Raw genomic sequence first — 12,061 nt, forward strand, 5'->3', positions numbered from 1 at the left:
GCGAGCCTGCTCGCGATGGCGTCTCATCAGCCAGCAGCGATTGGCTGAAACAGCGCACACCCACGCCCACAATCGTCGCGCCCGTCCTACAACTCAATACTCATTCCGTCGTAAGCCACCTCAATCTTTCGACGTACAAGCTCGGCCCGCTCGGGCGAGTCTTCGTCGAGGATCGGGTTGGTATTGTTGATATGAATAAGGACCTTGCGCGGCTCGGGCAGTTGCTCCAGCACTTCGATCATCCCGCCAGGCCCGTTCTGTGCCAGATGGCCCATCTCGCGACCGGTGCGGGTGCCGACGCCACGACGCTGCATTTCATCGTCGTCCCACATCGTGCCGTCCACCAACAGGCAATCGCTGCCGGCCATGATCTCCAGCAAAGGCTCGTCGACTTTGCCCAGGCCAGGGGCGTAAAACAGCTTGCCGCCGGTGCGCAGGTCTTCGACGATCAGGCCGATGTTGTCGCCTGGGTGCGGATCGAAGCGGTGCGGTGAATAGGGCGGCGCGGCGCTGCGCAGCGGCAGGGGAGTGAAGCGCAGGTTCGGGCAGGCCGGGATGGTGAACGGCTGGTCGAGTTCGATGCGGTTCCAGCTCAGCCCGCCGTTCCAGTGGGTCAGCATGTTGAACAGCGGAAAACCCGTGCTCAGGTCTTCATGGACCATGTCGGTGCACCAGACTTGATGCGGGCAGCCTTCGCGCAGGCTGAGCAGGCCGGTGGTGTGGTCGATCTGGCTGTCCATCAGAATGATGGCGCCGATACCGGTGTCCCGCAGTGCCCGACCCGGTTGCATCGGGGCGAACCCTTGGAGCTGGGCGCGAATGTCCGGGGAGGCATTGCACAGCACCCAGTTCACGCCATCATCGGAAATCGCGATGGACGACTGAGTGCGTGCCTGGGCTCGCAGGCTGCCGTTGCGAAAACCTGCGCAATTGGCGCAGTTGCAATTCCACTGGGGGAAACCGCCGCCGGCGGCGGAACCTAGAATCTGGACAAACATGGCCGCTCCATCTGCAAACCGAAATAAAAAACGCCCCGGCTGACCGAGGCGTTGTGCTGCGCGTTCAACCGCCTGCAGCAATCAACGGCTGGCGAAGTACATGGTGACTTCGAAACCGATACGCAGGTCGATATATGCGGGTTTGGACCAAGACATGGAAATACTCCTTTAGGTGGGATGCTGTAATCAGGATGGGTCGGTTGAGACCTATACATATAGTCCACCTCCGAAGGGAGATGTTCAGATGCTTAGGCGGCTATGTTACTAAATCTGACATATTCGTTGGCCGCAATTCTCCAAGAAAGCTCATTGCACAGACTGTAATGATCACGGCACCGCGTGCCAGGGCTCTCCAGGGCAGGCTCCATTGGTCAGGCAGTAGCGTGCACTTTCGGCGCTAGTCAGATGCCGCACGGCGTCCATCAGCTGTTCTCGATCCACACGCATGATGGCATCGGACAATTGCTCAAGATAATCCGACGGGTGGCCAGCGAGTTTGCCCTGCCAGAGCAGTTCGGCCGCTTGGGCGCAGGGCAGGACGGCGCTCTGGAATTGGGCGGCGAGGGCCTGCTGCTGACTGGCCAGCGTCGAATCGTCGAGCTGCCGGAGCAGGTCCGGCAGGCCGCTCAGGAACTGGTCGATATGGGCGATCAACTGGGCCGCCGAGGCGCTGGGTGATTGGACACCGAACAACACACCGGTCTGCCCATCGATCTGCTTCACACCGCTGAACACTGCGTAACCCAACTGCAACTCGACCCGCAGGCGCTGGTAAAACGCTGTTTGACACAGCTGTGCCAGCAACCGCCATGCGGCTTCGTCGCGCAGGGCTCGGGTAGGCGTGGGACAAAACAACAACACGGCCTGTTCGTCGCCGTGGGTCTGAAGGGTGTGCCAGATCGGCTGCCCGCAAGGGGAGGCCGGTTGGGCTTGCTGGCCGGCAATGCCGGGCACCCGGGCCAGCACCGGGCCCATTGCTCCCTGGGTGGCGGCCGAGAGACCGATGGCCAGTGCGTCCCAATGCGCCGTCGTCCACACGCTGTTGTCGCGATCGGGCAGCGCCAAGGCTGACGATGAGGGGTTTTGCTGGCAATGAATCGGCAGCTCCTTCAACAGGTGTCGAATCGGTATCAGCGCAGGTTCGCTCTTCGCTGACGCCGGCGGCAGTGGTTGTCCCAGCTTCGTCAGAATGTGCTCTAGCACCAAGGGCATCGGTGCCTGCAGGCCAACCAGCTTCAGCAGCCATTGGTCGGCGCAGGGCTCAAAGGTGACTTCCACGCCGGCCTGCTGCGCGTCTTCACGCAGATCCTGCAGATGCCGATCAAGCCTGGCCGAGAGGTCGAGCGGGGGCAGCGTCGCCAGGCGCCAGCGCAGATACACCGCGCCTTGTGGGGTGTTGTCCGCCAGCCCTTGGCTGAACTGCATGGGGGAACGTTCCCGCCGGCCCCGGGAGCGGTCCTGGGCGAAGGTGCGCAGACCGCGATGGGCGCTGGTCTGGCCGCGTATCAAGCCGGTACGGGGTGGTTCGCTTGCCGTTTGCAGGAACGGGTTGGGCGCGGGCAGTTGCCATTGCCCGGTGACGTGCTCCGCCGGGTGCAATTGCTTGAGAATTTCCCTGAGCCGCGACAGATCGTTTTCCGACAGTTGAACATCACGTTCCTCATTGTCCCAACGGGCCAGTTGCAACGCCGTCGCGGTCTCCTGCCGACGTTGCAGGCGGGCGCTGAACTCATCGCGCAAGGGCGCCCAGTCGTCTTGGGCGGCGAAAAATCCCAACCAATCGTGCAGCAATGGCTGAATGTCGTTCAGTGCGTGATCGTTGTCGAGTTTGAACTCGATGTGCAACAGCGCCTGCTCGGCAAACTCGTACAGCGCCGATGCCTTGAGGCTGTCAGCCAGACCGCGTTGACGCAAGGTGGCGAGCAGGCCGCCCGGTTTGCTGTTGTTCAGCCATGTGCAGAGAAAATCCATGGCTTGCGGCGAGGCGACCGGTAAACCTTCGAAGGCGTACAGCAGATCGAGACGTCCTGGGCTGACCTGTTGATAACCGGCCTGGTGCGATGCCATCAGCTCCGGCGCTGGCTGCCGGGTGACCGCATCACCCGCAGGCACATCGCCGCTGAACTGCTCGGCCAGTGCCTTCAAGGCTTCGATGCTTTGCGGGCCCGCCAGACTCAGCGTCATTTGGCCGCTCTGGTAGAACCTTCGATAAAAGTCTTGCAGTGCCATTTGGAACTCGGCCCGCTGCACCGCGAGGCTGTCGCGATTACCCGCATGGAAACCTCGCAGTGGATGAGCTGCGGACAGTCCTTCGTGCAGGGCCACTTGTCGCTGGGCCGTGGGGTCCTGAGACCAGGCGATGAATTCCGCGTGCAGCACTTCTCGCTCGCGCAATTGGACGGTTTCATCCAGGCGCGGATGGGAGAGCATGTCCCCGAGTCGCTCCAGACCGCCGGCAAAGGCAGCCGGTGATAATTCGAAGAAGAAATCGGTGGTGCGATCGCTGGTGCGGGCATTGACCTGGCCGCCATGCCGTTGCACGTAGGTCATCAGGTTCTGCTCTGTGGGAAACCGCTCAGTGCCGAGGAAGAAAAGATGTTCGAGCAAGTGCGCCAGTCCCGGCCAGGCGAGCGGCGCATCATGGCTGCCGACCGCCACCCGCAGCACCGCAGCGCTGCGCTTGAGGCCGGGGACATGGCGCAATGTCACTCGCAAGCCGTTGGCCAGGGTTTCAGTGTGGGGGCAGAAGGAATCGACGGCCGACATGAGCGTTTCCAGAACAGAGAAGCGCTCATGCTAGCGGATTAGGGAGCGTTCTCAATCAGTGTTTGTTCAAGTCGTCGTAAAGCTCAGGGCGGCGGTCATGCAGGTAGTTGTAGGCCGCACGGCAATCCTCCATCAGTTGCCGATCCAGGTCCCCGACGATCAAGGCCTCGTCCAGCCCGGCCAGGGCAGGGCGGCTGCCATCCGGGGCGGCGATGCTGCTTTGCCCGCAGTACTGCAATTCACCTTCATGACCGCAATAGTTGGCGTAAGCCACAAAACACTGGTTCTCGATGGCCCGGGCGCGCACGGTGACATCGGCGATGAACTCGTAGGGCTGCATGTTGGCGGTGGGCACCAGGATCAGTTCGGCGCCGGCCAGGGCCAGGCGCCGGGCGTTTTCCGGAAACTCCAGGTCATAGCAGATCAGAAAGCCGAGCTTCCAGCCGTTAAGCTCGACGATGGGCAGCTCGCTATCGCCAGCGCTGAACATCGCGTGGTCCAGATCGCCAAACAGGTGACTCTTTCGATAATTTGCCAGGCGTTCGCCGTGGGCGTCGATCAGTTGCACCGCGTTGTAAATCTGCCCATCTTCGCTGCGTTCCGGGTAGCCATAGGCGATCGCCAGACTGGCCGCCTTGGCGATGCGAGCGATCTGCTGCGCCCATTCGCCGTTGTAGACCTCGGCCAATACATTCACCGCGTCGACGCCAATGTTGTAGCCGGTCAGGAACATTTCCGGCAACACCAACACATCGGCGCCCCTGGCCTCCAGCGCAACCTGATGCAGGCGTTGCAGGTTGGCGGCCGGGTCCAGCGGCAGCGGTGAACATTGGTAAAGGGCTACACGCATCAAAAACTCCTTTTATTCGGGCAGGGCGATCGGACCGATTTCGTCGAACACATCACCTGGCCCCGGGTTCTCGGGGTGAGTTTCACCGCCGAAGTGCTTCATGATTCCCCACACGGCATTGAGTGAGGTTTGTACCGCGCCCTCAACCCAGGCCGGTGTCCATGAGACGTCATCGCCGGCGATAAAGATCCCTCGCTGTTCGGCCGGCATGTCGTCCTGCATGAAATGGGCGTACATGCGCTGGTTATAGCGATAGTGGCCGGGCAGAGCACCTTTGAATGCGCCGAGGAAATGCGGGTCGGCTTCCCAGGAGACGGTGATCGGATCGCCGATGATCCGTGCGGCGATGTCCACCTTGGGGTAAATCTTCTTCAAGGCGTCGAGCGCTAGCTTCACGCGTTTTTCCACCGGATGGGGGAGCATTTTCAGCGCATCGCTCATCCACGAGTACGACAGGCAAATGACCCCCGGCTTGTCATCGCCATTGTCGAACAGATAGGTGCCACGGGTGAGGCGGTCAGTGAGGGTCATGCTCATCAGGTCGCGGCCGGTTTCCGGATCCTTGTCCTTCCAGAACGGCCGGTCGACCATCACGAAAGTCTTCGACGATTGCATGTAGCGGGTGCGATCCAGGGCCATCCACATTTTTTGCGAGAACAGCGCCTCTTCGCATTCGATCTGAGTGGTCAGCAGCCAGCTTTGGCAGGTGACCAGCACCGCGGCATATTCGCGGGTGTTGTCCCACACGTCGGTCACGCTGAACCGGCCATCGTCGGCGCGTGCGATGCGCTTCACACCGCTGCGCGGGGCGCCCAGGTGCAACGAGTTGAGGCTGGTACCTTCTGGCCAGTGCGCGCAGCGCTCCGGCACATGTTTCCAGATGCCATGGGGCACCTGCTCGACGCCGCCGACCACCAGGTGCTGATGATCGTCGCAATTGGTCATCACCACGCGGAAGATTTCCAGCATCGAATTGGGAAAGTCCGAGTCCCAGCCGCCGGTGCCGAAACCCACCTGGCCGAACACTTCACGGTGCTGGAACGAGAGTTTGGCAAACGCCTTGGACGTGGCGACGAAGTCGTAGAAAGTGCGGTCGTCCCACAGGGGGACCAGGGTGTTCCACAGTGCCTTGAGGCGTGGCACGTCGCGGTCGCGAATCGCCTGCTGGATATCGCCGAAGCGCGAACCGTCCTCCAGCGCATCGGCCCAGGCGTCGGCCACTTCCTGGAACAATGCCGGCAGGTCGGCCAACTTTTGTGCGTAGTAGGTCTGGCCTTCCAGATCGATGACCGTGCTGCCCGAGGCCGGGGTCAAAGGGTTGGGAAACGGTTTGGTCTCCAGGCCCAGTTTGTCGACGTAGTGATAGAACGCCGTGGACGACACCGGAAAACGCATGCCCCCCAGCTCGGCTATGACACCCTCGGCGCCGTTGAACGCTTGTGAGCGCAGGCGCCCACCCATCTTCGACGCTTCGTAGACCACCGGCTTGAGGCCCAGCTTCATCAACTCGTAGGCCGCCACCAGACCGGCGATCCCGGCACCGACAATCGCGACTTCTGCCCCGTGGTTTTGGGCGGGAATACTGCCCAGGCCGGCGGGATGCTCGATCCAGTCGTCAAAAGCGAAAGGAAAGTCCGGCCCGAAAATGGTGATGGGCTTCTTGCCGTCTGCTGGGTGGCGATTGTTCTTGTTCATGGCTGACCTTGATTGGGTGACTCGACGCGGCTTTCGCGTCTGAGTATAGGAAAGATGCCAGCCATTCTAGAGAGGGTGAAACACGTTAATAAGACGCAATGTGTCGTCGTTCTGGATTGTTATCAGTCATTTTTATGCATTGATTGGTCATATTGACGAGATGAGTCTTGTGGACATGGGCCTTCTGGTGAAGGGGGTGGGCGGTTACTGGGAGGCTGGCTGTGCTGACGCCTTCGCGAACAAGCCCGCTCTCACATGTACAAATTTCGAAGTGATGGTCTTTTTCACACCGTTCACGCTGTCGATCCTGATCGAACGCCCACAGAAACCCCATTTAACAATTGCCTGCAGGATCGAGCTGGTCAGACAGCTAAGGTTATTCCCTTGAGGTTATATAACTTGGGTGGCATATTGGAATGAGATGGGATGTTGAGTACACCGACGAATTTGAGATGTGGTGGGACCGTCTCAGTGAATCTGAGCAGGATGATGTGCAGGTATCGGTGATGTTGCTTGGTGATGCCGGGCCATATTTGGGCTTTCCTCACACCAGCGATATCAAAGGTTCGCGCCACGGCAACCTTCGGGAGTTACGGGTGCAACATGCAGGCAGACCTTATCGTGTGCTGTATGCATTTGATCCACGTCGCTGCGCCATCCTGCTGATCGGCGGGGACAAAACCGGTCAGGATCGTTGGTATCAGGAGCACGTACCGTTGGCTGAGCGTCTTTATGACGAGCATTTGGAAGTCTTGAAGAATGAGGGTTGTGACAATGGCTAAGAAGTTTGCAGATTTAGTAGCGCGTCGTTCGCCTGACGCCCAGGCTCGTACGCAGGCTCTGTATCAGAAACTGAGGGCAGAAATGCCGCTTCACGAGTTGCGTCAGGCGCAGGAGTTGAGCCAGGACGCTCTGGCCAGGACGCTGCATATCAATCAGGCAGCGGTGTCGAAGATGGAGCGTCGCACCGACATGTACATCAGTACATTGCGTAACTACATTCGTGCTATGGGTGGAGAGTTGGAAATTATTGCAACGTTCCCTGAGGGGCAGGTCAGAATCGAAAATTTCTCCCATCAAACACGGTAATCCGCATTTTCTGTGGGAGCAAACCGGCTCGCGAAAGCGGCATGTCGGTCATGGAAAGGTAGCTGGTCCGACGCCATCGCGAGCACGTTAAGTCGCACCCTCTAGACCGGCTGCCCCCGATCGATCTTGCTGCTGAGGATGATCGAAGTGGTGGTTTTCTCCACCCCATCCACACTGCCAATCTGATCCAGTAACTGATCCAGCTGCTCCGGTGAATCCGTGCGCAGCCAGGCCACATAGTCGAATTCGCCGCTGACCGCACACAGTTGCTGGACCTGGGCCATCGCACTCAAGCGCCGCAGCACGTCCTTGCCGGAGCGCGGTTGAACCTTGATGCCGACGTAAGCCTGTAACCCGCCGTCTATCACCCGCTGCCCCAGACGCACGCCGTACCCGGTGATGACCTTGGTTTTTTCCAGCCGCGCCAGCCGCGAAGTCACGGTGGTGCGGGCGATGCCCAATTGTCGGGCGAGCATGGCGACGCTTTCCCGGGCATTGATTTGCAGGGCGGCAATCAGCTGGCGGTCGATTTCGTCGAGGACGGGAGGGCGGGTGTCAGACAAGATGGGCTCCGGCGTGGATATCGGTGGCTGGCATGTTACAGGCTCGCATGCCTTTGCCACCTACTCCATTTGGGATGCGCTCGGGAATGCCTGCCACCATGAGGTTGGTCATGGCGGCAGTATCCGCAGATTTGACGATGCTGGCATCAGCCCGTTTCAGATGCGGCCGCAGCCCGATTTAGGCGATGACCGGGCCGGGATCATTTCCAGCGATTGGTATCCCATGCCTTGCGGTCGAGATCGAGGTCGGGGAAATTTGCCGGATCGAAGACCGGCCTTGCCACACCGGCTTTCAACTGCGCGCGGAAGTCGTTGATCACCCGTATCGCAGTAGGGAACAGCATCAAAATCGCAATGAGGTTCACCAGTGCCAGAATGCCCATCATCGGATCTGAGAAGAAGAACACCGAGGTGGCGTTCGGGGCCGCGGCGCCGAGGAAAATCAAGCCCAGGATAAACACGCGCAGCACCAGCAGGGCCGGTTTGGATTTGGTGATGGCCGCCAGTGCGTTCTCACCCAGATAGACGTTATAGATGATGGACGAGAAGGCGAAGAGCAGGATCGCCAGGCTCAACGCGTAGCGCGACCACTCACCAAAATGGCTGGCCAGTGACTGTTGTGTCAGCACGACACCGTCGATACCTGTAGCACCGGCAACATAGACATCACCCAACAGGATGATGAAAGCCGTGCACGAGCAAATCACGATCGTGTCGATGAAAACCGAAAACGATTGGGTAATGCCCTGGCTGACCGGGTGATGTACCAACGCTGTCGCTGCAACGTTCGGTGCTGAACCAAGTCCAGCCTCGTTTGAGAACAGACCGCGGCGCAAGCCTTGTGCAATCGCAGCCCCCATGCCGCCGGCGATGGCTTCTTCATAGCCGAAGGCACTGGAGACGATGCGTACGAAGAGCGCCGGAATTTCACCGATGTTCATCACGATGACGATCAGGGCAAGCGCCAGGTAACCCAGCGCCATGACGGGCACCACGACATCGGCCGCCTTGGCGATGCGCTTGATTCCACCAAAGATCACAAAACCGGTGACAAGCACCAGGAGTGCCCCGGTCACAAGGCGGCTGATCCCGAACGAATCCTGCATCGCGCCGGCAACCGTGTTGCCTTGAAAGGCGTTGAAGCCAAGGCCGAACGCCGACAGCAGGCAGACTGCATAAACTATCGCCAGCCAGTTGTAGTTCGACCCGAGGCCGTGCCGGATATAGTCGGCTGGGCCGCCACGGAAGGAGTGTTCACCGTCGGTGCGCTTGTAGATCTGGGCAAGCGTACATTCGACGAGACTTGTCGCCATGCCGACGAGCGCGATGCACCACATCCAGAAAACCGCGCCGGGCCCACCGAGCGTGATCGCGACGGCTACACCGGCAATGTTTCCGCCGCCCACGCGGCCGCCCACGGATACGAGTAGCGCTTGTCGCGCGCTGAGGTTGTTGGGGTCACTGTTCTGGTTCTTCCCTGACAGCACGCGGAACATCCGGCCGAAGAATTCGAACTGGACGAAACCCGACATGATCGTGATGAACACTCCGAAGACCACGAGAATGGGTATGAGCGACCACCCCCACGTGAGGCTGTCGACATACCCAAACAGCGTTTGCAGGAATTCCATCTGTTTCTCCTATATTTCTTATTATCGGCGGAATCGCTCTCTTGAGCGTCCCGCGATCAGTTTATGCCTGGTTTTACATCCGATTTCGCGTCTTCGGACGTTTCGGTGCCGCCGATCGTTCCCGATCTGAAAACTCGCTATATGGCACCGTCGAGTCGTTCGAGGGCTAAACCGGCCTTTATCGCTGGCAGTGGCCGGGCCCTGGCGGGCGCAACTGTACTACAGAGCGGTAGTTTCGGCGCCCTGAGAGTTGTGTTTAATCCGTCTCAGGAGCTGTCCGACGCCTGTTCAGCGGGGACTACCAGTTTGATTCACTGAATGTCCGGTATAGGCGAAATTCACTATAGCTGGGCGGGTACATACCGCATGGATGACGCTCTTGTTGCGCGGTTTATGAAGACCTTGGGCCAGATCACACAGTCTCGCCACTCAAAAACGCAAAAGCCGCGCAATGCGCGGCTTTTTGTATGGTGGGCCCACACGGACTCGAACCGTGGACGAAAGGATTATGAGTTGCTGGGCGAGCTGCTATGCCTAGAGAAACCGTTCGTAGGTGAACGTAGGTTGGCATAGCTGGAGGGCCCGTAGTTACTGGTTTTGAGCGTAATTTTGAGAAGGTTGCTCAAGCTGAGTACTGGACCGTGGTTGTACTGATTTTGCGGACTTTGAGTTTCGCAATTCGCCCCGCAGTGAAATCTTCTCCCACGATTTTCTGTAGTGCCCCCGGGCTAATTCTCTCGCAGCTCCAGAACCACGTTCCATTCACAGATCAAGAAGCAAAACGCGGCTTGGTCTAAGGCATGCGTATCGTCTGACTTTAAAGGTTGGCGATTGCGGTGACCTTTCATGTGCGTTAGATCCGTGCTGTCTAGGATCAGAATTAGGCCGCGCCCGCAGAGTTGGCGAGGCTGGTCAATGTGGCATTACACATTTCCGACTGCACCTGGCCTGCGTTACAGCCGCCACCCATCATTTAGCAGTGATTTTTGGCGGCATCTAACCTACGTTAGGAGTTATCAGTATGTTCAAAGTAACCCCCAATCCGCCGGCAAGGTCCAACGCTAAGATCATCGATCAACGCGCTGTTGATCGACTGTTGTCCCATATGATTTTGGGTCAGAGACGGCACCGAGAAATCGTGCCAGGGCTTCAGTCCCCCTCCGTGAACCGGCGCCGCGTCAGGAAAAGCACCACGCCCAGCGGCACGGCCAGCAGTGCTAGCAGCTCCAGGTCAAAGCCCAGCACCTGCTGCTCACCAACCTTGAAGATGCTGACCAAGCCCGTTGCCAGCAGCGCCAAACCCAGCCACTTGCGCAGCGGGTATGGTTTCAGAAACTGAACGAGGATCGTGCCCAGTACCAGAAGGACGACAGTTTGCATGATGTAGGGCATGTGCAGTTCCTCAGTCCTTGATGACCAGCGTCACGACAGAGCGCTGTGGGCCAATCCCGCCATGGACCTCTCCCTCGATGCTGACCAGCACGTCACCTGCATGCAGGTTCGGCAAGGCCCCTTTGAGGTACCAGTTGACACCTGTCGTCACGACTGCGCCTGAAGCCCAGCCAATGAGCGGCCCGCCCAACGCACCTACCCTCCCGGCAACGCCACCTGTGGCCGCAGCAATTCCCTTGGCGACGTTGCCGCGCATAGTACTGATAGCATCGGCCTGCTGCCGGGTGAGGGGATTGGAAATGCAGACTGTCAGCAGGCATGGCAGGTTTCGAGCCTGCATTCGGTCGTACATATCGACGACCATGCTGTTGACTTGGTAATGGGCGCGTTTCGCTTCGCCAAAGTGCAGCTCGCGCAGGCGACCTCGGTCGCTTTCCATGAGGGTGATTCGAGACAGATTGAAGACGATCCCTTCTGCGGACCTGTACTGCGTGGTCTTCTCGAACTTCATGCGCGTATCCATTCGTGCAAAAAGACGATGATTTTCTACAAGCGGTGACTAAGATGCAAACGGTCTTTGATGTGAGGCCCCGGGGAATTTGATGTCTGCACGGGTCTCATCGCCAGCGAGCCAACTCCCCGGTAACAACACATCGAGCGCGTCGGTTTTGGAGACGTTAGGCCGAGGCGCCTCCGCACGAGGCACTGGCCGGGGTATGCTGTGACCGTGTAAAGCTCCGTCGACAACTTCTGCGTTGCGCTGAGGGTTAAGGGCGTTCAATCAAACTGCAATCGCGGAATCCCGCCGCAAGGTGTCTAGAGAATCCGGGGTGATTCAGGATAACGGGATGGATCTCCCGTAGATATACGCATCGTCTGAATCGATGAGCGCTTGGGGGGGGCACTTTGTGGACACGGCAGCGGGTCGAAGTACCACTTTTTTCTCTGGGAGAAAACGAAAGCCGCGCAATGCGCGGCTTTGGAGTTGGTGGGCCCACACGGACTCGAACCGTGGACCAAAGGATTATGAGTCCTCTGCTCTAACCAACTGAGCTATAGGCCCTCAGTAGGCCGCGG

12 protein-coding genes and 1 tRNA gene are annotated in these 12,061 nt (G+C 59.2%); 3 read left to right on the forward strand and 10 right to left on the reverse strand.

What is annotated here, in order from left to right:
* Nucleotides 1-86 precede the first annotated feature (86 nt).
* The 5 genes from pqqB to MKS85_RS13265 all read right to left on the reverse strand — a co-directional run bounded on the left by pqqB (nt 87) and on the right by MKS85_RS13265 (nt 6,309).
* Nucleotides 87-998, reverse strand: coding sequence for a pyrroloquinoline quinone biosynthesis protein PqqB (gene pqqB / locus MKS85_RS13245; RefSeq protein WP_047228104.1), 912 nt, complete (start codon nt 996-998; stop codon nt 87-89).
* Between the two features lie 81 nt (nt 999-1,079).
* Nucleotides 1,080-1,154 (reverse strand): pyrroloquinoline quinone precursor peptide PqqA, encoded by a 75-nt coding sequence (pqqA, locus tag MKS85_RS13250; protein WP_003177660.1) that lies wholly within the window; start codon nt 1,152-1,154, stop codon nt 1,080-1,082.
* Between the two features lie 171 nt (nt 1,155-1,325).
* Nucleotides 1,326-3,764: a pyrroloquinoline quinone biosynthesis protein PqqF gene (gene pqqF / locus MKS85_RS13255; RefSeq protein ID WP_188251810.1), complete on the reverse strand. Its 2,439-nt coding sequence runs from the start codon at nt 3,762-3,764 to the stop codon at nt 1,326-1,328.
* A 55-nt stretch (nt 3,765-3,819) separates the two neighbouring features.
* On the reverse strand, nt 3,820-4,614 hold the full coding sequence (locus MKS85_RS13260) for a carbon-nitrogen hydrolase family protein (RefSeq protein WP_047228102.1): 795 nt from the start codon (nt 4,612-4,614) through the stop codon (nt 3,820-3,822).
* A gap of 12 nt (nt 4,615-4,626) precedes the next feature.
* Nucleotides 4,627-6,309: an FAD-dependent oxidoreductase gene (locus MKS85_RS13265; protein ID WP_310662951.1), complete on the reverse strand. Its 1,683-nt coding sequence runs from the start codon at nt 6,307-6,309 to the stop codon at nt 4,627-4,629.
* Between the two features lie 100 nt (nt 6,310-6,409).
* Between MKS85_RS13265 and MKS85_RS13270 the strand changes: the two genes are divergently transcribed.
* From MKS85_RS13270 to MKS85_RS13280, 3 genes are read left to right on the forward strand one after another with little or no spacing between them, the layout of a single operon-like run.
* Nucleotides 6,410-6,697 carry a hypothetical protein gene (locus MKS85_RS13270; RefSeq protein ID WP_188251808.1) on the forward strand — a complete coding sequence of 96 codons (288 nt, stop codon included), beginning with the start codon at nt 6,410-6,412 and terminating at the stop codon, nt 6,695-6,697.
* Between the two features lie 28 nt (nt 6,698-6,725).
* Nucleotides 6,726-7,091 (forward strand): type II toxin-antitoxin system RelE/ParE family toxin, encoded by a 366-nt coding sequence (locus MKS85_RS13275; protein WP_139049020.1) that lies wholly within the window; start codon nt 6,726-6,728, stop codon nt 7,089-7,091.
* Nucleotides 7,084-7,398, forward strand: coding sequence for an XRE family transcriptional regulator (locus MKS85_RS13280; protein WP_139049021.1), 315 nt, complete (start codon nt 7,084-7,086; stop codon nt 7,396-7,398). The genes MKS85_RS13275 and MKS85_RS13280 overlap by 8 nt, the downstream gene beginning before the upstream one ends.
* A gap of 101 nt (nt 7,399-7,499) precedes the next feature.
* Here MKS85_RS13280 and MKS85_RS13285 read toward each other — a convergent pair whose 3' ends face one another.
* The 5 genes from MKS85_RS13285 to MKS85_RS13305 form a co-directional block, all read right to left on the reverse strand.
* Nucleotides 7,500-7,961 carry an Lrp/AsnC family transcriptional regulator gene (locus MKS85_RS13285; protein ID WP_024779396.1) on the reverse strand — a complete coding sequence of 154 codons (462 nt, stop codon included), beginning with the start codon at nt 7,959-7,961 and terminating at the stop codon, nt 7,500-7,502.
* A 200-nt stretch (nt 7,962-8,161) separates the two neighbouring features.
* Complete coding sequence (locus MKS85_RS13290; protein ID WP_188251807.1) at nt 8,162-9,592, reverse strand: sodium:alanine symporter family protein; 1,431 nt, start codon at nt 9,590-9,592, stop codon at nt 8,162-8,164.
* A gap of 1,149 nt (nt 9,593-10,741) precedes the next feature.
* Nucleotides 10,742-10,984, reverse strand: a complete 243-nt coding sequence (locus MKS85_RS13295) for a hypothetical protein (protein WP_188251806.1) — start codon at nt 10,982-10,984, stop codon at nt 10,742-10,744.
* Between the two features lie 10 nt (nt 10,985-10,994).
* Nucleotides 10,995-11,495 (reverse strand): hypothetical protein, encoded by a 501-nt coding sequence (locus MKS85_RS13300; protein WP_310662952.1) that lies wholly within the window; start codon nt 11,493-11,495, stop codon nt 10,995-10,997.
* Nucleotides 11,496-11,970: 475 nt separating this feature from the next.
* Nucleotides 11,971-12,047, reverse strand: a tRNA-Ile gene (locus MKS85_RS13305).
* Nucleotides 12,048-12,061 lie beyond the last annotated feature (14 nt).

Origin of the sequence: Pseudomonas sp. JL2, assembly GCF_031570495.1 — a bacterium.
Lineage (GTDB): Bacteria > Pseudomonadota > Gammaproteobacteria > Pseudomonadales > Pseudomonadaceae > Aquipseudomonas > Aquipseudomonas rhizophila.